The 18,406-nt window shown below is 68.3% G+C and carries 20 protein-coding genes; 10 read left to right on the top strand and 10 right to left on the bottom strand.

All coding sequences use genetic code 11. The annotated features are described in order from the left end of the window. Positions 1-4: 4 nt before the first annotated feature. Positions 5-424: a metallopeptidase family protein gene (locus ASF41_RS06375; RefSeq protein ID WP_056491757.1), complete on the bottom strand. Its 420-nt coding sequence runs from the start codon at positions 422-424 to the stop codon at positions 5-7. Continuing rightward, positions 421-1,149, bottom strand: a complete 729-nt coding sequence (locus tag ASF41_RS06370) for a pyrimidine 5'-nucleotidase (RefSeq protein WP_056215191.1) — start codon at positions 1,147-1,149, stop codon at positions 421-423. The genes ASF41_RS06375 and ASF41_RS06370 overlap by 4 nt, the downstream gene beginning before the upstream one ends. A gap of 406 nt (positions 1,150-1,555) precedes the next feature. Between ASF41_RS06370 and ASF41_RS06365 the strand changes: the two genes are divergently transcribed. From ASF41_RS06365 to ASF41_RS06350, 4 genes are read left to right on the top strand one after another with little or no spacing between them, the layout of a single operon-like run. Continuing rightward, entirely contained in the window at positions 1,556-2,110 is a 555-nt protein-coding gene (locus ASF41_RS06365; protein ID WP_056275594.1) for a SiaB family protein kinase, read from the top strand. Between the two features lie 14 nt (positions 2,111-2,124). Then, positions 2,125-2,511 (top strand): DUF1987 domain-containing protein, encoded by a 387-nt coding sequence (locus tag ASF41_RS06360; protein WP_056215197.1) that lies wholly within the window; start codon positions 2,125-2,127, stop codon positions 2,509-2,511. Beyond that, the gene (locus tag ASF41_RS06355) at positions 2,508-3,368 is read left to right on the top strand and encodes a GGDEF domain-containing protein (protein ID WP_056352695.1); all 861 of its coding nucleotides are present in this window, start codon (positions 2,508-2,510) and stop codon (positions 3,366-3,368) included. The genes ASF41_RS06360 and ASF41_RS06355 overlap by 4 nt, the downstream gene beginning before the upstream one ends. After that, positions 3,365-5,086 carry a SpoIIE family protein phosphatase gene (locus ASF41_RS06350; RefSeq protein ID WP_056352696.1) on the top strand — a complete coding sequence of 574 codons (1,722 nt, stop codon included), beginning with the start codon at positions 3,365-3,367 and terminating at the stop codon, positions 5,084-5,086. Before ASF41_RS06355 ends, ASF41_RS06350 begins: the two co-directional genes overlap by 4 nt. A gap of 21 nt (positions 5,087-5,107) precedes the next feature. Here the strand turns inward: ASF41_RS06350 and argB are convergent, their stop codons facing one another. Continuing rightward, entirely contained in the window at positions 5,108-6,004 is an 897-nt protein-coding gene (gene argB, locus ASF41_RS06345) for an acetylglutamate kinase (RefSeq protein ID WP_056491754.1), read from the bottom strand. 262 nt (positions 6,005-6,266) lie between these two features. Here argB and ASF41_RS06340 point away from each other — a divergent pair, with 262 nt between their 5' ends. Beyond that, a complete protein-coding gene (locus tag ASF41_RS06340) occupies positions 6,267-6,476 on the top strand; it encodes a hypothetical protein (protein WP_056215206.1) in 210 nt (69 codons plus the stop codon). 200 nt (positions 6,477-6,676) lie between these two features. Beyond that, on the top strand, positions 6,677-6,952 hold the full coding sequence (locus tag ASF41_RS06335) for a hypothetical protein (RefSeq protein WP_056215210.1): 276 nt from the start codon (positions 6,677-6,679) through the stop codon (positions 6,950-6,952). Here the strand turns inward: ASF41_RS06335 and ASF41_RS06330 are convergent. After that, positions 6,949-7,725 (bottom strand): MOSC domain-containing protein, encoded by a 777-nt coding sequence (locus tag ASF41_RS06330; RefSeq protein WP_056491751.1) that lies wholly within the window; start codon positions 7,723-7,725, stop codon positions 6,949-6,951. The two genes, ASF41_RS06335 and ASF41_RS06330, sit on opposite strands and share 4 nt — an antisense overlap. 229 nt (positions 7,726-7,954) lie before the next feature. Here ASF41_RS06330 and clpB point away from each other — a divergent pair, with 229 nt between their 5' ends. Further along, complete coding sequence (gene clpB, locus ASF41_RS06325) at positions 7,955-10,585, top strand: ATP-dependent chaperone ClpB (protein ID WP_056491748.1); 2,631 nt, start codon at positions 7,955-7,957, stop codon at positions 10,583-10,585. Between the two features lie 72 nt (positions 10,586-10,657). Here clpB and ASF41_RS06320 read toward each other — a convergent pair whose 3' ends face one another. Beyond that, positions 10,658-11,041, bottom strand: a complete 384-nt coding sequence (locus ASF41_RS06320; RefSeq protein ID WP_056381424.1) for a hypothetical protein — start codon at positions 11,039-11,041, stop codon at positions 10,658-10,660. Between the two features lie 162 nt (positions 11,042-11,203). Here ASF41_RS06320 and ASF41_RS06315 point away from each other — a divergent pair, with 162 nt between their 5' ends. After that, on the top strand, positions 11,204-12,649 hold the full coding sequence (locus ASF41_RS06315) for a short-chain fatty acid transporter (protein WP_056215223.1): 1,446 nt from the start codon (positions 11,204-11,206) through the stop codon (positions 12,647-12,649). A 35-nt stretch (positions 12,650-12,684) separates the two neighbouring features. Further along, positions 12,685-13,308 (top strand): carboxymuconolactone decarboxylase family protein, encoded by a 624-nt coding sequence (locus tag ASF41_RS06310; RefSeq protein WP_056352705.1) that lies wholly within the window; start codon positions 12,685-12,687, stop codon positions 13,306-13,308. A gap of 129 nt (positions 13,309-13,437) precedes the next feature. Here ASF41_RS06310 and ASF41_RS06305 read toward each other — a convergent pair whose 3' ends face one another. The 5 genes from ASF41_RS06305 to rpmH form a co-directional block, all read right to left on the bottom strand. Beyond that, a complete protein-coding gene (locus tag ASF41_RS06305; RefSeq protein WP_056215230.1) occupies positions 13,438-13,812 on the bottom strand; it encodes a DUF423 domain-containing protein in 375 nt (124 codons plus the stop codon). Then, complete coding sequence (yihA, locus tag ASF41_RS06300) at positions 13,809-14,459, bottom strand: ribosome biogenesis GTP-binding protein YihA/YsxC (protein WP_056215233.1); 651 nt, start codon at positions 14,457-14,459, stop codon at positions 13,809-13,811. Before yihA ends, ASF41_RS06305 begins: the two co-directional genes overlap by 4 nt. Positions 14,460-14,595: 136 nt before the next feature. Next, on the bottom strand, positions 14,596-16,449 hold the full coding sequence (gene yidC / locus ASF41_RS06295) for a membrane protein insertase YidC (protein ID WP_056491744.1): 1,854 nt from the start codon (positions 16,447-16,449) through the stop codon (positions 14,596-14,598). Beyond that, positions 16,442-17,026 (bottom strand): ribonuclease P protein component, encoded by a 585-nt coding sequence (gene rnpA, locus ASF41_RS06290; protein WP_056491741.1) that lies wholly within the window; start codon positions 17,024-17,026, stop codon positions 16,442-16,444. The genes yidC and rnpA overlap by 8 nt, the downstream gene beginning before the upstream one ends. An 85-nt stretch (positions 17,027-17,111) precedes the next feature. After that, the gene (gene rpmH, locus ASF41_RS06285; protein WP_055947927.1) at positions 17,112-17,246 is read right to left on the bottom strand and encodes a 50S ribosomal protein L34; all 135 of its coding nucleotides are present in this window, start codon (positions 17,244-17,246) and stop codon (positions 17,112-17,114) included. 595 nt (positions 17,247-17,841) lie between these two features. Here rpmH and ASF41_RS06280 point away from each other — a divergent pair. Further along, a complete protein-coding gene (locus ASF41_RS06280) occupies positions 17,842-18,372 on the top strand; it encodes a DUF1465 family protein (protein ID WP_056491738.1) in 531 nt (176 codons plus the stop codon). The last annotated feature ends 34 nt before the right edge of the window (positions 18,373-18,406 follow it).

Here is an 18,406-nt window from a genome sequence, read left to right as displayed (position 1 = left end):
CGCCTCAGGCGTCCGCAGCCGCCTCGATCGCCTCCATATCGGCGTCGGAGAGACCGAAATGGTGCCCGATTTCGTGGACGAGGACGTGCGTGACGAGGTGGCCGAGGGTCTCGTCATGCTCGGCCCAGTCGTCGAGCAGGGGGCGACGGTAGAGCCAGACCTGATTCGGCATCTGTCCGGTCGCCGCCTCGCCGTTTTGGGCGAGACCGATCCCACGGAACAGGCCGAGGAGATCGAAGGGGCTCTCGCAATCCATCTCCCGCAGGGTCTCCTCGTCGGGGAAGTCCTCCACGTGGATCACGAGGCCGGCGCAGAGATTCCGGAATGCCAGGGGCAGATTGGCGAAGGCCGCATGCGCCAGATCCTCGATCGCACCGAGGTCCGGTGCCCGAGCCGACGTCCAGGCCGGTTCGCCGCCGCTCACGGGAGTTCCGGCAACACGCGCTCCGCCAGGAAGCCGGCGAGATCGCTGGTAATGTGGTCGATATGCGGTTCGCGCACGGCTTCCTGCTCGAAGGCTTCCCGGAAGGGGTCGATCGTCGGAGGCACCACCAGCACCGTGGACATGCCGATGTCGTGCGGCACGATCAGGTTGCGGGCGATGTCCTCGAACAGGGCCGCCCGGCGCGGCTCCACGCCGTGGCGCTTCAGGAACCGCTCGTAGGTGGAGCGCTCGGGCTTCGGAATGAAATCGGCATCGGCGATGTCGAACACGTCCTCGAAGTGGTCGAGGATGCCGAGCTTGGCCGCCACGTTCTCGGCGTGCCGGCGCGATCCGTTGGTGAGGATGAGCTTGCGGCCGGGCAGGCGCTCGATGGCAGCGCCCAGCGCCGGGTCGAGGCGGATCGACGAATGGTCGATATCGTGGGCGAAGTCGAGGAAGTCGTGCGGATCGATGGCCGACTCCACCATCAGCGCCTTCAGGGTCGTCCCGTAGCGATGGTAGAAATACTTCTGTAGCGCCCGAGCCGAGAGACCGTCGAGTCCGTAGAGGCGCATGACGTAGAGGGTGATGCGCTCGTCCACCTGCGGCCAGACGCGGGCGTCGCTCGGATAGAGCGTGTTGTCGAGATCGAACACCCAGGTGTCGACCTGACGAAAGCCGCGGGATTGGGCGGTGGTGAAGTGGGGTTCGCCGGGCAGAAACAAGGTCGGTCGATGTGGTTCTGGGTGGGCCGCGAAGCCCGGCCGTTCGAGATGGGGACCGGACACCGCGAAGGGAAGCGGGGCGCGTGCTTTTCAGAGCATGGCCGTCGGCATCCCGCAAGCATTCCCGCGGCCGTACCCTGGGTCCACCTCGTCCGCTCGGTTCGTTGACGACCGCCTCTCCACACGCACCCGAGATGGAGTGATCAGTGGTTAGGCAGAATCAGTCCTGTGTGGATTCGAAATAGGCAGCTTAGTCATTGTCCTGGCGCTATTCTGCTTGCTGGCGGAAAGACGTGACGAAAAGGCCAGATTAACTCCACATATACGAACGACGAGCTATTCGATCAGAGCGGTATTGCGCGACGTCCAAGTCTGCTGCCGGCCCCGTGAGGCGGGAGAAATTGCATTGCTCGCACGCGATTTCATGAACTTCTTCGATGCGTCCCGGCGCCAGGGCGTGATCCTCTCCTTCGGCGGCGACATCTCGGAGAATGTCCTGTTCTCTCTCGGCGAAGTGCTCAAGTTGCGCATGAGCCAGGGCGAGACCGATGCGTCGGTGGCCAAGCGGGTCTTCGCGATCTTCGTCGAGCAGGCCCAGAACGTCATCCGCTACTCCGCCGACAAGGTCGTGAAGCCGTCCGGTCCGCAGGCGAGCCTGATCAGCAACGGAGTGATCGTCGTCGGCATGGAGGCGGGACGCTTCTACGTCGTCTGCGGAAACGAGTTGCCCGATCCCGACGTCCCGCCCCTGCGCGCCCGCCTCGACCACATCGCGAGCCTGAGCAGCGACGAATTGAAGGCGTATTACCGCGAGAAGCTCCGCCAGCCACCGGACGAGGGAAGCCTCGGCGGCAGCATCGGCTTGATCGAGATCGCACGGCGTTCCAGCGCCCCGGTCGAGTACGACTTCCAGGCGCTCGGCTCCGGGCGCAGCTTCTTCTGCCTCAAAGCCTATATCTGACGGGCCGACCACCGATGGACCGAATCCAGCTTGCCGCCACGGACCGCTCGCCGCGGGTCGATTTCGACTTCGCGACCGGGCACCTGTCCCTGCACGGCGAATCCTACCCCGAGGATGCGGCCGCCTTCTTCGGCCCCCTGCTCCAGGCCCTGCGCGCCTACCTGGCGGACACCTCCGCGACCCCGATCGTGTTCGAGGTCGGGCTGGCCTACTTCAATTCGTCGAGCGCCAAAGCGCTGATGAACCTGTTCATGCCCCTCGAGGACGCCGCCGAGGAAGGGCGCGCGGTCACGGTGCGCTGGCGGTTCGCCGATGGTGACGAGACCATCGAGGAGGCGGGCGAGGACTTCGCCGCCGACTTCTCCTACGCGCGGTTCGAGATGGTGAGGGAGGCCGCATGACCCGCGCGATCAGGGCCGTCGGAGGCGCGGCCTCCGAACCAGCTGATTCCTTCAGCCTCTACGACGCCGAGGAAGCGGTGCTGACCCGCACCGAGGCGATGCTGTCGGGGCTCTCGGACGTCGCCGGCGGCGTCCAGGCGCTGGCCGACGCCTATCGCCGGGGCTTTCGCGAGCAGCAGAGGCTGGTCCGGATGAGCGACCGGATGCAGCTCGACCTGCAGAAGGCGAACCAGCGCCTCGCCGATCAGCGCCGGGATCTCCAGGCCCTGAATGCCGCCCTGTCCGGTGAGATCGAGCACCGCACCCGGCTCGAGGCCGAGCTGCGCCGTCTGGCCGATACCGACGACCTGACGGGTGCCCTGGCGCGTCGCCGCTTCATGGAGGTCGCGGCGCGCGAATGGCTGCGCCACGCCCGCAGCGGCGCCCCGGTCTCCATCCTCATCCTCGATCTCGACCGGTTCAAGCTCCTCAACGACAGCTTCGGCCACGCGGCCGGCGACGCCGCGCTGGTCTCCTTCGTCGCGATCTGTCGAGCGCACCTGCGCACCCTCGACTTCATCGGCCGCACGGGCGGCGAAGAGTTCGCCATCGTCCTGTCCGATACCGGCCTGGAGGGCGCCGCGGCCTTCGCGGAACGCCTGCGCGAGGCCGTTGCCGCCACGCCGGTGCCCATGATGGATGCCGCCATGCGGATCACCGTGAGCATCGGCGTCGCCCAGTCCGAGCCGGGCGAAACCCTGGAGAGCGCCATGCAGCGGGCCGACGCGGCCCTCTACGCGGCCAAGGATTGCGGTCGCAATCGTATCGCGCTGAGGCCCGCAGCGCCGGACGCCTCCGGCGCCGCGATTCGGCCATGACCGCCGAGACCCCGGCCCTCGGAGCCGCCCCCGGCGCGTCCGCCGGCAGCCGGCCTGCCTCCGGCGAGGGACGCGGCGGGTCCCTGCGCGGCGCCGGCCCGCGGCGTAGCAGCGATTTCCTCAGCGCGGCTGGCTTCGTCGATGTTCCGACCGGCGAGCCGGGCGCGATGCGTCCGGGCGCCCTGCGCGGCGCGGCCCAGGGGCGTGACCTCGACAGCCTCGCCCACACCCTCTTCCTGCGGATCTATCCCGTGATCGCGGTGGTCGTCCTGGTGACGCAGATCGGCATCGCCTGGGTCAATTATCGCGACCAGCTCCACCTCTACACCGAGCGCGCAGGCCTGATGGCGTCCCTGACCGCCAAGGCCATCGCCGGCCCCGGCTGGAGCGGCAGCCCGGAGGTCTATCGCCGCCCGATGGAGGCCCTGACCCTCGACCCGGCCTTCCGCGCGGCGACCCTGCGCGACGCCGCCGGCACCGTGGTGATGACGCTGGGCGAGCCGAAGCGCGGGCGGTCCTTCGAGCAGATCACCACGCAGGCGGATCTCTTCGCCGGCCCGGTCGCCCCCCCGGTGGGGCACCTGACCCTGTCGATCTCGGCCGAGGCCCTGCGCGGCAACGCCGAGAAGCAGGCGATCCTCGCCGTCGTCACCAGCCTGATCCTGATGCTCGCCTTCGTGCTGACCCTGCACGCCAACGTGCGGCGGCACGTGCTGGCCCCCCTGAAGCGCCTGCTGCTGGCCATGCGAGAGGTCGAGCACAAGCGCTGGGTGCCGGTGGAGCTCGATGGCGCCTTCCGCGCCAGCAACGAGATCGACGTCATCTCCCAAGCCTTCAACCGCATGGTCGACGGACTCCGCGCCGGCGACGAGGCCAAGCAGCTCCTGCAGCAGCTGGAGCAGGCGCACCACAAGCTGGCCCAGGCCAACCACCTGGTGATGGAGAGCATCGGCTACGCCCGCCGCATCCAGAGTTCGGTGCTGCCCGACCGGTCGGCCCTCGACGGCACGGGCCTCGAGGTGGCGGTGCTCTGGGAGCCGCTGCACCTGGTCGGGGGCGATTACTTCTGGCTCGAGGAGATCGACGGCCTCGGCATCCTGCTGGTGGCCGACTGCACCGGGCACGGTGTTCCGGGCGCCTTCCTGACCCTCATCGTCGCCACCGCCCTCGACCGTCTGATTCACGAGCGCGGCCTGCGCGATCCGGCCGCCATCCTGGAGGCCCTCGACGGCATGGTGCGGACCCAGCTGCGCCAGGACGGACGGGGATCGGAATCCGACGACGGCCTCGATTGCGGCCTCTGCGTCTGGGACCCGGCCGCGGCCGAGATCCGCTTCGCCGGCGCCGGCTCGGCCCTGACCACCCTCGAAGGCGCGGCGGTGACCCGCATCCGCGGCGCCAAGCGCGGCCTCGGCTATCCGCAGCGGCCGGGCGAACGCTTCGCCGTCGAGGAGACGCGCCTGCGCGTTGCCCCCGGGACGACCTTCTACCTGATGACGGACGGCATCACCGACCAGATGGGCGGTGCCGGCCCGGCCCGACGCCTCCTCGGCCATCGCGGCGTGACCGAGATCCTGGGCAACCATCAGGCGGCGCCCCTGGCGGAGCAGGTGACGGTCCTCGATGCGGCGCTCACCGCCTATCGCGGCGAGGAGACGCGTCGGGACGACATGACCCTGGTGGCCTTCCGGCCGCGGACGCTGCCCCGCGCGACCTGAGCGCGGGGCAGGGGAGGGAGTTCAGCCCCGACGGATCAGGGTGCCGGCACCGTAATCGGTGAACAGCTCCAGCAGCACCGCGTGGCTGACCTTGCCGTCGAGGATGACCACCGCCTCGACGCCCTGCTCCAGGGCGTAGATGCAGGTCTCCACCTTCGGGATCATGCCGCCCGTGATGGTGCCGTCGGCGATGAGCCGGCGGCAATCGTCGATCGACAGCTCGGGGATGAGCGTCTTGTCCTTGTCGAGCACCCCAGGAACATCGGTGAGCAGCAGCAGGCGCTTGGCCCGTAGCGCCCCCGCGATCGCGCCCGCGAAGGTGTCGGCATTGACGTTGTAGGTCTGGCCGTCCGCCCCGAAGGCCACGGGAGCCAGGACCGGGATCAGCTCGGCCTTCAGCACCGCGTCTAGAACGCCGCGCTCGACGTGCTCGGGCTCGCCCACGAGGCCGAGATCGACCTCCTGCTCGGTCTGGCTCTCGGGATCGATGATGGTCCGGGTGGCCTTGCGGGCCCGCACCATGTTGCCGTCCTTGCCGCAGAGGCCGATGGCGCGACCGCCCTCGGCCGAGATCCAGCCGACGATCTGCTTGTTGATCGAGCCGGCCAGGACCATCTCGACCACCTCGACGGTGGCCTCGTCGGTGACGCGCAGCCCCCCGCGGAATTCCGATTCGATGCCGAGTCGGCCGAGCATCCGCCCGATCTGCGGGCCGCCGCCATGGACCACGATCGGCTTCAGACCGGACTGCTCCAGGAGCACGATGTCCTCGGCGAAATCCTCCGCCGCCGCCCGGTCTCCCATGGCGTGGCCGCCATACTTGATGACCACGATCTCCTGGTCGTAGCGCTGCATGTGCGGCAGGGCCTGGACCAAGACCTCGGCGCGCACATGGACGTTGGGCAGCGGTTCTTTCATCGTGGGGCTCGTCCTCGATGGCGCGTCGGGCACCGCGCGCGACGCCGGGCTTCTAGCGCAGCATCGCGACGGTGCGAAGCAGCGGGGAAATGAATTTCACGCGGCGATGCCGGGTATTGTCGGCCCCCATCGCGTGACGGCGCTGCCGGAGCGCGTGGAACCATTTCGCGGAGGCATCGATAACGGGGTTGCAACCGCTCACCGGTAAGGGTTCCTTAAGGTTGACGAACCATGATCGGAAAGTCGCCGGGGATCCTGCACCATGCTGAATGCCGATCCGTACCATCCGCGTCCCACCCTATTGAGCCCGCACCACATCGCCAGCGCGGTCGACCAGCTCAACCCGCAGGCGGCCTCCCCATCCGAGGTCTGGCGCCTCCTGACCGAACAATTCACCGTCGATCTCGACGCCGTCGCGGCCGTCCTGCCGCGATCCGAGCCCGAGCCGCATTGGTTGCAGATTCGCCGCTGACCGAGGTCGCGCCAACGGCGGCCCCATCCTCGTAGGACGGTGATCCGCGCCTCCTGGGACACGACGCTGGCACACGCCGTGCTTCGCCCTCTCCAACAACAACAACGATACGGGGAACACCAAGGCAACGATCACGCGGCCGCTCACACGCCGGAGCCACACCGCGGACCTTATTCGCCATCTCGAACAAGGGGTCCGTCATGTCTGAACTGCTCTCCGTCGCCCTCGTCTGTGCCGCGACGCTCCTCGCCAAGGATTGCTCCCGAGACACCGCCCTCGACGTCATGGTCGCCCCTGCCCGCACCCCCATGGAGTGCCTGATGCACGGGCAGACCGCCGCGGCCGCCACGGGCCTGACCGCAGGCGAGAGTCGCTACCTCAAGGTCACCTGCGAGCGCCGTCACGCGGACCTGCGCCATCTGCGCCGGGCCGGGTACGCCGCCGCCATCGTCCTCGTGCACCGCGACGCCATCTAGCCCAGGGTGAGAGCCTCGCCCACCGTCAGCACGCCGCCCTCCAGCACCTCCGCGTAGACACCGCAATCCGTGTGGCCGAGATGCTGCGCGAGCGTGCGGGGGATTGCGAGATCGCGCTGGCCCGTGACCGGGTCGACATTGGTCGCCGCGCAGCGCTGAGTGCGCTTGTGGATGCGCAGGCGCACGCCGCCCTCCGTCGTCAGCGTGCGGTCGACGAGATCGAGCTCGGCCCAGGGGGTGAGGCCCGTGACGTGGAGGTTCGCCCGGAAGCGAAGGGGGTCCACCGCCGCGCCGGTCATGGTCTCGAGTGCCGCGACGCTGGCGAGGTTGAGAAGCGAGACGAACCCGCGCGGGGAATCCGTGAAGCGATAACCGGCCGGTGCCGATAACATGCGGGCTGGGCCTCGCAGGGATCCGGGCATGGTGCGGGTGAGGAAGTCTTCGATGGCGGCCCGTCCCTCCGGCTGGGCGAGGTCGCCACGGGCCGCGATCGCGCCACCCTGGCGGATCGTCAGCGTCCCGTCCTCGGGATCGTAGAGCGTGTCGAGCTGCGCCAGCGCCTCGTCGCGCATCAGCATCAGGAACTTGATCTTGGGCTGGTGCACCGGGGCAGCCGGGTCGAAGCCTGATGGGCCGTTCTCCACCGCGAACAGGCGGTCGCCCGGAAAGTAGTCACCCGCCGTCAAGGTCGCATGGTCCATCGGCTCCGGCGAGAGCCCCTTGACGGGGTAGCGATGGAGGGCGTCGAGGCGCAGGCTGGGCGTGTCCGTCATGCGCCGAGCGTGGCCCTGAAAGGCATCCGGGCGCAAGCCCGCGGCCGGCCGCCTGCCATCGCGCTCCACACCCTTGTGGTGCCGATTTGCAACACTACATCTCGAAGACCGGCGGCCAGGTGGCGCCGGGGTCTCCAGCGGCATCGGCCGTGGGGGCGACGTCTCGGCGATCGGTCGTGCCGCGAGGAGCGGGCGGCGGGTCGTGCCGACACGGGGAGGTGGGACACAGATGAATTTCGAGATCTATACCGAGCGCGCCCGCGGCTTCGTCCAGGCCGCGCAGAACCTCGCGATGCGCGAGGGCCATCCGCAATTCCAGCCGGGCCACATCCTGAAGGTCCTGCTCGACGATCCCGAGGGCCTCTGCGCCGGTCTGATCGATCGGGCGGGTGGTCAGTCGCGGGTCGCCCTCGCGCAGACCGAGGCCTGGCTCGCCAAGCAGCCGAAGGTGTCCGGCAACGCGTCCCAGCCGCACGCGACGCGCGAGCTCGTGCGCCTGTTCGACACCGCCGAGAAGGCGGCCGAGAAGGCGGGCGACAGCTACGTCACGGTCGAGCGCCTGCTGCTCGCCCTCGCGGTCGAGAAGGACACCGAGGCCGGTCGCGCGCTGGCGGCGGCCGGCGTCACGCCGGCCTCGCTCAACGGCGCGATCAACGCCCTGCGCAAGGGCCGGACCGCCGACAACGCCACGGCCGAGAACGCCTACGATGCGCTGAAGAAATACGCCCGCGACCTCACGGAAGCGGCGCGCGAGGGCAAGCTCGACCCGGTGATCGGCCGTGACGAGGAGATCCGTCGCACGATCCAGGTCCTGTCGCGGCGCACCAAGAACAACCCCGTCCTGATCGGCGAGCCCGGCGTCGGCAAGACCGCCATCGTCGAGGGTCTCGCCCTGCGCATCGTCGACGGCGACGTGCCGGAATCCCTGCGCGACAAGAGCCTGCTCGCCCTCGACATGGGATCGCTGATCGCCGGTGCCAAATACCGCGGAGAATTCGAGGAGCGGCTGAAGGGCGTGCTCTCCGAGGTCACGGCGGCCGAAGGCGGGATCATCCTGTTCATCGACGAGATGCATACCCTCGTCGGGGCCGGCAAGGCGGATGGGGCGATGGACGCCTCCAACCTGCTGAAGCCCGCGCTGGCCCGCGGCGAGCTGCACTGCGTCGGGGCCACCACCCTCGACGAGTACCGCAAGCACGTGGAGAAGGACGCGGCCCTGGCCCGGCGCTTCCAGCCCGTCTTCGTGTCCGAGCCCACCGTCGAGGACACGGTCTCGATCCTGCGCGGGATCAAGGAGAAGTACGAGCAGCACCACGGCGTGCGCATCCAGGATGCGGCGCTGGTGGCGGCCGCGACCCTGTCGAACCGCTACATCACCGATCGCTTCTTGCCGGACAAGGCCATCGACCTGATGGACGAGGCCGGGTCGCGCCTGCGCATGCAGGTCGATTCGAAGCCCGAGGAGCTCGACAACCTCGACCGCGAGATCGTGCGCCTGAAGATCGAGGGCGAGGCCCTCAAGAAGGAGCCCGATTCCGCCTCCCGCGACCGCCTCGTGCGGTTGGAGAAGGAGTTGGCCGACCTCGAGGAGCAGTCCGCCGCGATCACCTCGCGCTGGAAGGCCGAGAAGGACAAGCTCGGTGCTGCCGCCGAACTCAAGCGCAAGCTCGACGAGGCGCGCAACGAATTGGCCTCGGCCCAGCGACAGGGGCAGTACCAGCGCGCGGGCGAGCTCGCCTACGGCGTGATCCCGGGGCTGGAGCGCCAGCTCGCCGAGATCGAGGCCCAGGCCGAGAGCGCCGTGGTCCGCGACGGCATGGTCGAAGAGGCGGTGACGCCGGCCCACATCGCGGGTGTCGTCTCGCGCTGGACCGGGGTTCCCGTCGACAAGATGCTGGAGGGCGAGCGCGACAAGCTCTTGGCCATGGAGACGGTGCTGGGCGAGCGCGTCGTCGGGCAGCGCGAGGCGGTGGAGGCGGTGGCGACCGCCGTCCGCCGGGCCCGCGCCGGTCTCCAGGATCCGAACCGGCCGATCGGCTCGTTCATCTTCCTCGGGCCCACCGGTGTCGGCAAGACCGAGCTGACCAAGGCCCTGGCCGGCTTCCTCTTCGACGACGACACGGCACTCGTGCGTCTCGACATGTCGGAATACATGGAGAAGCACTCCGTGGCCCGGCTGATCGGTGCGCCTCCGGGCTATGTCGGCTACGAGGAGGGTGGATCACTCACCGAGGCGGTTCGGCGCCGGCCCTACCAGGTCGTGCTGTTCGATGAGGTCGAGAAGGCGCATCCGGACGTGTTCAACGTCCTGCTCCAAGTGCTCGACGACGGCCGGCTGACCGATGGACAGGGTCGGACGGTGGACTTCCGCAACACGCTCCTGATCATGACCTCGAACCTCGGTTCGGAATACCTCGTCAACCAGAGTGAGGGCGACGACACCGATGTCGTGCGCGAGGAGGTGATGGGTGTGGTGCGCAGCCACTTCCGGCCGGAATTCCTCAACCGGATCGACGAGATCATCCTGTTCCACCGTCTCAAGCGGTCGGAGATGGGTGCGATCGTCGAGATCCAGCTGAAGCGCCTGCAGAAGCTCCTCGACGAGCGCAAGATCACCCTCGACGTCGATCCGAAGGCCCGCGACTGGCTCGCGGACAAGGGCTACGACCCGGCCTACGGGGCGCGTCCCCTGAAGCGGGTGATCCAGAAGGCAGTGCAGGATCGGCTGGCGGAGCAGCTCCTGTCCGGGCTGATCCACGATGGGGAAGTGGTGCCGGTGGAGGTCGGTCCCCTCGGGCTGAAGGTCGGCAAATCCGGCCTCAGCACCGAGCGCCGGCCGGAGAGCGTCACCCTCAACTGAGGCCGGGCGTCATCCCGACATCCCGGGGCCCGCGACGGCAGCCGCCGTTGCGGGCCTCGTCAGGCCGGCCGTTCACTGTCCCGAACGCAGGACGAGGCGGCGGATGCGACGGTCGAAGTCCTGGAAGCTGGCCGAGATGCCCCGGCCGGCGCAGGCCTGGAAGGAGTCGCCGGCGAAGAAACCGCGCGCACTCTGCTCGCGGCAGGCCATCAGGGGCGGGACCAGCACGGTGCCGAGGCCCACGACCAGCACCAGGGCGAAGTTCAGGATGACCGCGATCATCCACCCAAGGGGCGACAGGAAGGGCTTCTCGAAGTCCGTCCTGTCCCGCTCCTGACGGGCCAGATCCCGCACCATGGTGCTGGCCTGACGCCGTTCGGCCATTCTCGCATCGAGGTCTCGGAGCTTCGAGATTTCGGCCACGAACAGGATCTCCCACGCGAGAACAGGGCGCATCGTAGAGGCGAACCCTCAAGGAAGCCTGAAGCGGCGACCCTGACAGTCTCACCCGATCATCACAGCCAAGCCTGTGTACCGGCGGGATTCCGTCTTGAGCCGGATCGGCAATTGCGGACAATGCGCCTCCCAAGGCCATTCCCTCGTTCCCAGGACTTTCCGATGTCGACACCCACGCCGGAGCGTCGCGCCGACTCCGCCGCGCTGGACAGCGCCCTGTCGCGGGCCGGCATCCGCTTCACCGCCTGGGCCGAGAAGTGGTTTCCCGATGCCTTCATCTTCGTCGCCATCGCGGTGGTCATCGTTGCCCTCGGCGCGCTGGCCAACGGTGCCCCGGCGCCCGCCATCGCCAAGAGCTTCGGCGACGGCTTCTGGAGCCTGATCCCCTTTACCATGCAGATGGCCTTCGTGACGATCGGTGGCTACGTGGTGGCGACGGCACCCCCGGTCCAGGCGCTGATCGATCGCCTCGCCGCAATCCCGAAAACCGGCCGCGGCGCCGTCGGGTTCGTGGCCGCGGCGACCATGCTGTCCTCGTTCCTGAGCTGGGGCCTGAGCCTGATCTTCGGTGGCCTTCTCGCCCGCGCGCTCGCCCGTCGCACGGAACTCCGCATGGATTACCGCGCCGCCGGGGCCGCCGCCTATCTCGGGCTCGGCGCCACCTGGGCCATGGGCCTCAGCTCCTCTGCGGCCCAACTCCAGGCGAACCCGGCGAGCCTGCCGAAGGCGCTCCTGCCGATCACCGGCGTGATTCCCTTCAGCGAAACCATCTTCCTCTGGCAGTCGATGCTGATCGCCGCGATCCTGTTCGTGATGTCGGTGATCATCGCCTATGCCTCCGCGCCGCGCCCGAGCACTGCGGTGACGGCCGAGGATCTCGGCGTGAGCGTCGCGCGCGAAGAAGCCGATCTCGGCCGGCCCGAGCAACCCGGTGAATGGCTGGAGCACTCCCCGATCCTCACGATCCTCCTCGTGGTGATCGCCGGCGCCTGGATCTACCAGGAGTTCGCGCGGCAATCCTGGATCACCGCGATCTCGAACCTGAACACCTACAACCTTCTGTTCATCACCCTCGGGCTGCTGCTGCATTGGCGCCCGAAGCGTTTCCTCGTGGCGGTGGCCAAGGCCGTTCCGGCGACTGCCGGCATCCTCATCCAGTTCCCGCTCTACGCCGCCATCAGCGCGATGCTGACCGGGCCGAAGAACGCCGCCGGGATCTCGGTCTCCGAGGTGATCACCCACGCCTTCGTCAGCCTGAACACCACGGGCAGCTTCCCGATCTCGATGGGCGTCTACTCGGCGGTGCTCGGCTTCTTCGTGCCGTCGGGCGGCGGCAAATGGCTGCTCGAGGCGCCCTATGTGATGCAGGCGGCCAACGAGCTGCAGGTCCATCTCGGCTGGGCGGTGATGGTCTACAACGCGGCCGAGGCGCTGCCGAACCTGATCAACCCGTTCTGGATGCTGCCACTCCTCGGCATCCTCGGCCTGAAGGCGCGCGACATCGTCGGGTTCAGTTTCCTACAGCTCCTCATCCACCTGCCGGTGGTGCTGTTCCTGCTCTGGGCCCTAGCCTTCACGCTGACCTACCACCCGCCGGTGATGCCGTAGGTTGCGGCCGGAATCCGGACCGAAGGAGTAAACCCATGCGTGTCGCCGTCCTGCCGGTCCTGTCGATCCTTCTCTTCGGGAGCCTGTCCGCCTTGGCCCAAGACCGCCTGCCGCCGATTCCGGCCGACGCCCTCAGCCCGGAGCAGAAGGCAGCCTCCGAGGCTTTTCTCGCGGCGCGCAAGACCCCGGTCTTCGGTCCGTTCGTGCCGCTCCTGCGCAGTCCCGAGCTGATGACCAACGCGAGCAATATGGGGCTGCACCTGCGCTACCGCAGCGTACTGCCCCTGCGGCTGAGCGAGTTCATCATCCTGATCACCGCCCGGGAATGGACGCAGCAGCTGGAGTGGCACATCCATGCGCCGATCGCCCTGAAGGCCGGCCTCGATCCGGCGATCGTCGCCGCGATCCGGGAAGGCCGGCGGCCGGACGCGATGGGGCCGGAGGAGACGCTGGTCTACGCGTTCTCGACGGAGCTGCATCACAACAAGGCGGTGAGCGACACCACCTACGCCCGGGCGGTCCAAACCTTCGGCGAGCAGGGCGCCATCGAGATGGCGGGCATCAACGGCTATTACACGCTGCTCGCCATGAGCATGAATATGGCCCAGACCGCGCTGCCGGACGGCGCCGCGCCGCAACTGCCGCCGCTGATCCGTTAAGCGACGGGCTTCAGCGGCTCTGCGCGGCCGTCGAGGGCGTCCGAGGGCGCACGGCTTCAGGGCCGAGGACGCGGCGTCGCCCGCGCGGTGACGCGATGCTTATCCGACGCCCAGCCGCCGGCTCATACCTCAGGACCGACGTGCCGGAACGAAGGCTGCCGCGGCCACGAGTAGCCAGCCGGCCATCAGGACGAAGCCACCGGTCGGGGCCGCCATGGGAAAGAGCGGTGTGCCATGGAGCGCCCGAAGCGCAAGGTCGCCCGAGAACAGTGCGAGGCCGACCACCAGGGCGGCGGCTGCGAGGCGGGTGACCGGCCGGTGCGTCGTGCCGTTGGCGGCCAACGCCACGAGCCCGAGGATCGCTGGGGCGTGGAACAGCAGGAACTGGGCGGCGGTCCTCAGGCTGTCAGCCCCGCTGAGATGGGCCGCCGCGGCGCTCGCGGCGACGCCGAGGAGACCCGCGAGGGCGCCAAGCGCCAGGAGAACGCGATCGAGGCCGTTCACGCGCCGCGCTCCTGCAGCAGGCGGGCGACACTGGCCCGAAGTTCGGGTACGCCCCGGTCGTCGCGGCTCGATGTAAGCAGGATCTCCGGGTAGGCGGCCGGCCGCCGGGCGATGGCGGCCTGCACCCCGGCGATGCGGGCGTCCATCTCGGACTTCTTCAGGGCATCGCCCTTGGTCAGCACGATCTGGTAGCTCACGGCGGCCTTGTCGAGGCCGTCGAGGACGTCGGTGTCGATACTCTTCAGGCCGTGACGCGAGTCGATCAGCATGAACACCCGGGCCAGGTTCGAGCGGCCCTTCAGGTAGTCGTGGATCAGGTCGGTCCAGGCCTCGACCTTGGTCTTCTCCACCGCCGCGTAGCCGTAGCCCGGCATGTCGACCAGGGTCAGGCGGCCGCCGATATCGAAGAAGTTCAGCTGCTGCGTGCGCCCCGGGGTGTGCGAGGTCCGCGCCAGGGTGTTGCGCCCGGTAAGTGCGTTGACGAGGCTCGATTTGCCCACGTTGGAACGGCCTGCGAAGGCGATCTCCACGCCCTTCATCGGCGGAAGGGCGGGCACGTTGGGGGCCGAGGCGATGAAGTCGGCCGCGCCCGCGAACAGCAGGCGGCCGGCCTCCAGCAGGGCGGCATCGTCTTCGGCTTGGGACATCGAGCGGCTCCGGGCGGAGGAGAGGGCGTGCCCATCACTCTCGCGAGCCGACACGCCGGAAACAGGAAGTCCTCCCCGTCGTGAAACGGAGAGGACCGGGTTGGGACAAGCGTCGCGGTCCTTGTGGACGGAGCGATCAGCTCTTGGCGACGGCGTTCTTGTCGGCAGTCTTGCGTCGGAACATCCCCCGCAGGTTGTCCCAAAGCTCCACCTTCACCCCGTTGCGGCGCATGATGACGTATTGCTGGATCACCGACAGGGTGTTGTTCCAGGCCCAGTAGATCACCAAGCCGGCCGGGAACGAGCCGAGCATGAAGGTGAACACGATCGGCATGAAGGTGAAGATCTGCGCCTGGACCGGGTCCGGCGGCGCGGGGTTCATCTTCATCTGGATGAACATCGTGATGCCCATGATGATAGGCCAGATGCCGAGGTGGATGAAGTCGGGCGCCGCGAAGGGCAGCAGGCCGAACAGGTTGAGGATGTTCGTCGGATCCGGCGCGGCCAGATCCTGAATCCAGCCGAAGAACGGCGCATGCCGCATCTCGATGGTGATGAACAGGACCTTGTACAGCGCGAAGAAGACCGGAATCTGGATCAGCACCGGCCAGCAGCCAGCGACCGGATTGATCTTCTCCTTTTTGTACAGCTCCATCATCGCCTGCTGCTGCTTCATCTTGTCGTCAGCATAGCGCTCGCGGATCGACGTCATCTCAGGCTGCACGGCCTTCATCTTGGCCATGGACTGGTAGGACTTGTTGGCGATCGGCAGGAAGAGCAGTTTCAGGCAGAAAGTCACCACGAGGATCGACACGCCGAAGTTGCCGAACAGGTGGAAGAAGAAGTCCAGCGCCCGAAACATCGGCTTGGTGATGAAGTGGAACCAACCCCAGTCGATCAGCAGGTCGAACTGCTTGATGTTCTGGTTCGCCTGGTAGGCGTTGACGGTGTTCACTTCCTTGGCGCCGGCGAAGAGCTGCTGGGTCGCGGCGGCCGAGGCACCGGGCTGGATCACCTGCACGTTGCCGAGCACGTTGGCCTGATAGACCTTGGTGGCGCCGTCGGTCCGCTCGGTGAAGCTGCCCGTGTAGGGGGTCGCCTGATCCGGAATGGCGGCGGCGGCCCAGTACTTGTCGGTGATGCCGACGAAGCCGCCGGTCACGCCCGGCCAGGTCTTGCCCTTGGTGCTGGCATTGCCGAGCGCCGGCTCCTTGGCGAGGTGGTCGTAGGTGTATTCCTGCAGCCCGTCGGCGCCGAGGACGCCGATCAGGCCCTCGTGCAGCACGTAGTAACCCTGGGTGTGCGGCTTACCCCAGCGCGAGACGAGGCTGTAGGGATAGAGGGAAACCGCGTTGCCGCCCTTGTTCTCGACCTCGTCGCGAACGGTGAACAGGAACTTTTCGTCCACCGCAATGGTCCGCTTGAACAGCAGGCCCGCGCCGTTGTCGTAGCTCAGCGTCACGGGCTTGCCCGGCGCCAGGGAGGTGGCATCGGCGGTCCAGACGGTGTCGCCGTTGGGCAGGGGACCAGCGTTCTGGCCGACCCAGCCGAACTCGGCGTAGTAGGGATTCTCGGTGCCGGTGGGCGAGAGCAGGACGATGTTCGGGCTCTTGTCGTCGACGGTCTCGTGGTAATTCTTGAGTGAGACGTCATCGATGCGGCCGCCCTTCAGGGCGATGGAGCCGGCGAGCGCCGGGGTATCGATGGTGACGCGCGGGGAGCGCGCGATCGCCGTCTCGCGCGGCACCACACCGCCGCCGGCACCTGAGGTGCCCGGCAGGGTTCCGGGGACGGGATTGGCCGGACCGCCTTCCTTCGGGCTGGCGCTCGGTACGCCGTCGGGACCGGCTGGCTGGGTGGCCGCCTTATTCTGAAGGGCGGCCTGACGCTGCTGCTCCACGCGGGGAGCGGCGATGAAATAGTTCCAGCCGAGCAGGACCGCCAGCGACAAGGCGATCGCGACGATCATGTTCGTCTTGTCATTACCCATCGGTCGGTCCGTCGCATGCTTTGGGAGGAGGGGAGGGCGCGTTCGCGCGCGCCGGACCGGGACCGGCCGGCACGGCGGAGCCCGTCGCGCCCGAGGCCAATAGCGGAGCCGCCGCCGATGCGCCAGACGCGGGCGCGCCTTTGCCGCGTCCGCGCCGAGCGGGCCGCGGATCGGACGTCGCAGATTTCCGATCCTGCGGCTTCGTCACCACGGCGACGGCACGGCGCAGGTCGTCGATGAGAGTCTCGAAAGGAGCGTGCAGGGCCGGGCGCCGGGCCACCAGCACCACGTCGGCCGGACGCACCGGCAGATCGCCGGCCACCTGGGCCACGGCCGCGCGCAACCGTCGCCGGATGCGATTGCGCTCCGTGGCGTGGCCGACCCGCTTGGTGATGGTAAATCCGATTCGGAGTCCGCCACCCGCCGGATCGCCGGGGACGCCCTCCGTGGACGCTTCAACGGCGCGGACGAGGCCCTGCGCCGACAAGCGTTCGTTGTGGAAGCGACGTCCGCCGGCCGCGGCCAGGAACTCGGAGCGTCGCGTCAGCCGCCCGATCGCGGATGGGGCCGATGACATGCCCGATCCGATCTCGCAGCGGGTCCTGTGGCCCCTGGCCAGGCTCATGATGAGGCGCGCCGCCCGTGACGGCGCCGCGGATCTCTCAGGCGGAGAGCTTCTTGCGGCCGTGCGCGCGACGGGCCGCGATGACCTTGCGGCCGCCGGCAGTGGCCATGCGGGCGCGGAAGCCGTGACGACGCTTACGCACGAGCTTGCTGGGCTGATAGGTTCTCTTCATGGCGCGATCTCCGAATGGCCGAGGATCGATCCGGGCCGCACCGAAGGCCGCACCGGATATTCACTCGCCCTGAAATGTGTCTGCAAGCGCGAACAGCGCCCCTCAAGGGCGCCGCGTCGCGATGGCGCGGCTTATGGGGCAAGGTCCCGCGCGAGTCAATTCCGGAGCCTGCCGAAACGGCGAAATCCGGGGATCGCGATCTGGCGCCCCGACGCCATCCCGTGAACCGTCCGTTAACCGATCCGCGCCATCCTGTGATCCTGTTCGGTTCTTCCGGACATCGCGCGGATCTTCCGATTCGCTCGCTTGGACTGCTCCCGAAACTCGCTAGTCAGGCCGCCCGCGACGGGCGGCCTTTTTTTCGTCCCGGGTCCTTCCCGCCTGGGGTCCTTCCCACGTCCGGATGTTCTGCCCGGTGTCTTCGCAGCGGCAGCGGCAGCGGGAAGCCCGGCACCGATCGCCTCCGTTAACGTTAACATCGGGTAAAGGCCGCGGGCCGGGACGTTCGGCGCTAGAGTTGCGCAGACAGGTGCAAACGCGCCGCCTTCGTCCCATCTCGGGACGCAATCGGTCCGGCCGCGGCACAGGAGGCACCATGAGCGGGTTCGACGTCATGTTCCGGGACGAGCGCGACTGGGTGAATTTCGGTGACACCTACGTCACCTCGGAGGCTTTCAAGGTGCTCTTCCGCGAGGGCATGACCCTGGTCGAGGAAGCGGCGGCCTATCTCGACGGGACCGGCCGCGAGGAATCTCGGTTGATGTCCCGCGACGGGACGCTGAGCTATGCCAGCGAGAGCATGCGCCTCACCACGCGGTTGATGCAGATCGCCTCCTGGCTCCTGGTGCAGCGCGCCGTATCCGAGGGCGAGCTGACGCCGGCCGAGGCGATGCAGGAGAAGACCCGGGTGCGCTTGACCACACCCGAGACCTTCCGCAGCGAGGTGTTCGGCGTTCTGCCCCCGACCCTGCAGGACCTCATCGTTCGGTCGCGCCGCCTGCACAGCCGGATCCTGCATCTCGATGGCCTGATCGCCGACGAGCGTTCCAGCCCGCTGCCGCAGGAGAGCCCCGTCGTTGCCCAACTGAGCCTGCTGCGCTCGGCCTTCGGAGCCGCCTCCGCCTGACGCGGACGTCGCCCCGGCCTCGGGCCGGGGAGGG

This window comes from Methylobacterium sp. Leaf111 (genome assembly GCF_001423285.1).
Taxonomy (GTDB): Bacteria; Pseudomonadota; Alphaproteobacteria; order Rhizobiales; family Beijerinckiaceae; genus Methylobacterium.
The sequence above is the reverse complement of the archived record's forward strand: the minus strand, read 5'-3'. Positions and strand labels throughout refer to the sequence as shown.

Coding starts and splice junctions, on each gene's coding strand:
- ASF41_RS06360 (WP_056215197.1), top strand. CDS start 2,125: ATGGACCGAATCCAGCTTGCCGCCACGGACCGCTCGCCGCGGGTCGAT.
- ASF41_RS06355 (WP_056352695.1), top strand. CDS start 2,508: ATGACCCGCGCGATCAGGGCCGTCGGAGGCGCGGCCTCCGAACCAGCT.
- ASF41_RS06350 (WP_056352696.1), top strand. CDS start 3,365: ATGACCGCCGAGACCCCGGCCCTCGGAGCCGCCCCCGGCGCGTCCGCC.
- argB (WP_056491754.1), bottom strand. CDS start 6,004: ATGAAAGAACCGCTGCCCAACGTCCATGTGCGCGCCGAGGTCTTGGTC.
- ASF41_RS06340 (WP_056215206.1), top strand. CDS start 6,267: ATGCTGAATGCCGATCCGTACCATCCGCGTCCCACCCTATTGAGCCCG.
- ASF41_RS06335 (WP_056215210.1), top strand. CDS start 6,677: ATGTCTGAACTGCTCTCCGTCGCCCTCGTCTGTGCCGCGACGCTCCTC.
- ASF41_RS06330 (WP_056491751.1), bottom strand. CDS start 7,725: ATGACGGACACGCCCAGCCTGCGCCTCGACGCCCTCCATCGCTACCCC.
- clpB (WP_056491748.1), top strand. CDS start 7,955: ATGAATTTCGAGATCTATACCGAGCGCGCCCGCGGCTTCGTCCAGGCC.
- ASF41_RS06320 (WP_056381424.1), bottom strand. CDS start 11,041: ATGCGCCCTGTTCTCGCGTGGGAGATCCTGTTCGTGGCCGAAATCTCG.
- ASF41_RS06315 (WP_056215223.1), top strand. CDS start 11,204: ATGTCGACACCCACGCCGGAGCGTCGCGCCGACTCCGCCGCGCTGGAC.
- ASF41_RS06310 (WP_056352705.1), top strand. CDS start 12,685: ATGCGTGTCGCCGTCCTGCCGGTCCTGTCGATCCTTCTCTTCGGGAGC.
- yihA (WP_056215233.1), bottom strand. CDS start 14,459: ATGTCCCAAGCCGAAGACGATGCCGCCCTGCTGGAGGCCGGCCGCCTG.
- yidC (WP_056491744.1), bottom strand. CDS start 16,449: ATGGGTAATGACAAGACGAACATGATCGTCGCGATCGCCTTGTCGCTG.
- rnpA (WP_056491741.1), bottom strand. CDS start 17,026: ATGTCATCGGCCCCATCCGCGATCGGGCGGCTGACGCGACGCTCCGAG.
- rpmH (WP_055947927.1), bottom strand. CDS start 17,246: ATGAAGAGAACCTATCAGCCCAGCAAGCTCGTGCGTAAGCGTCGTCAC.
- ASF41_RS06280 (WP_056491738.1), top strand. CDS start 17,842: ATGAGCGGGTTCGACGTCATGTTCCGGGACGAGCGCGACTGGGTGAAT.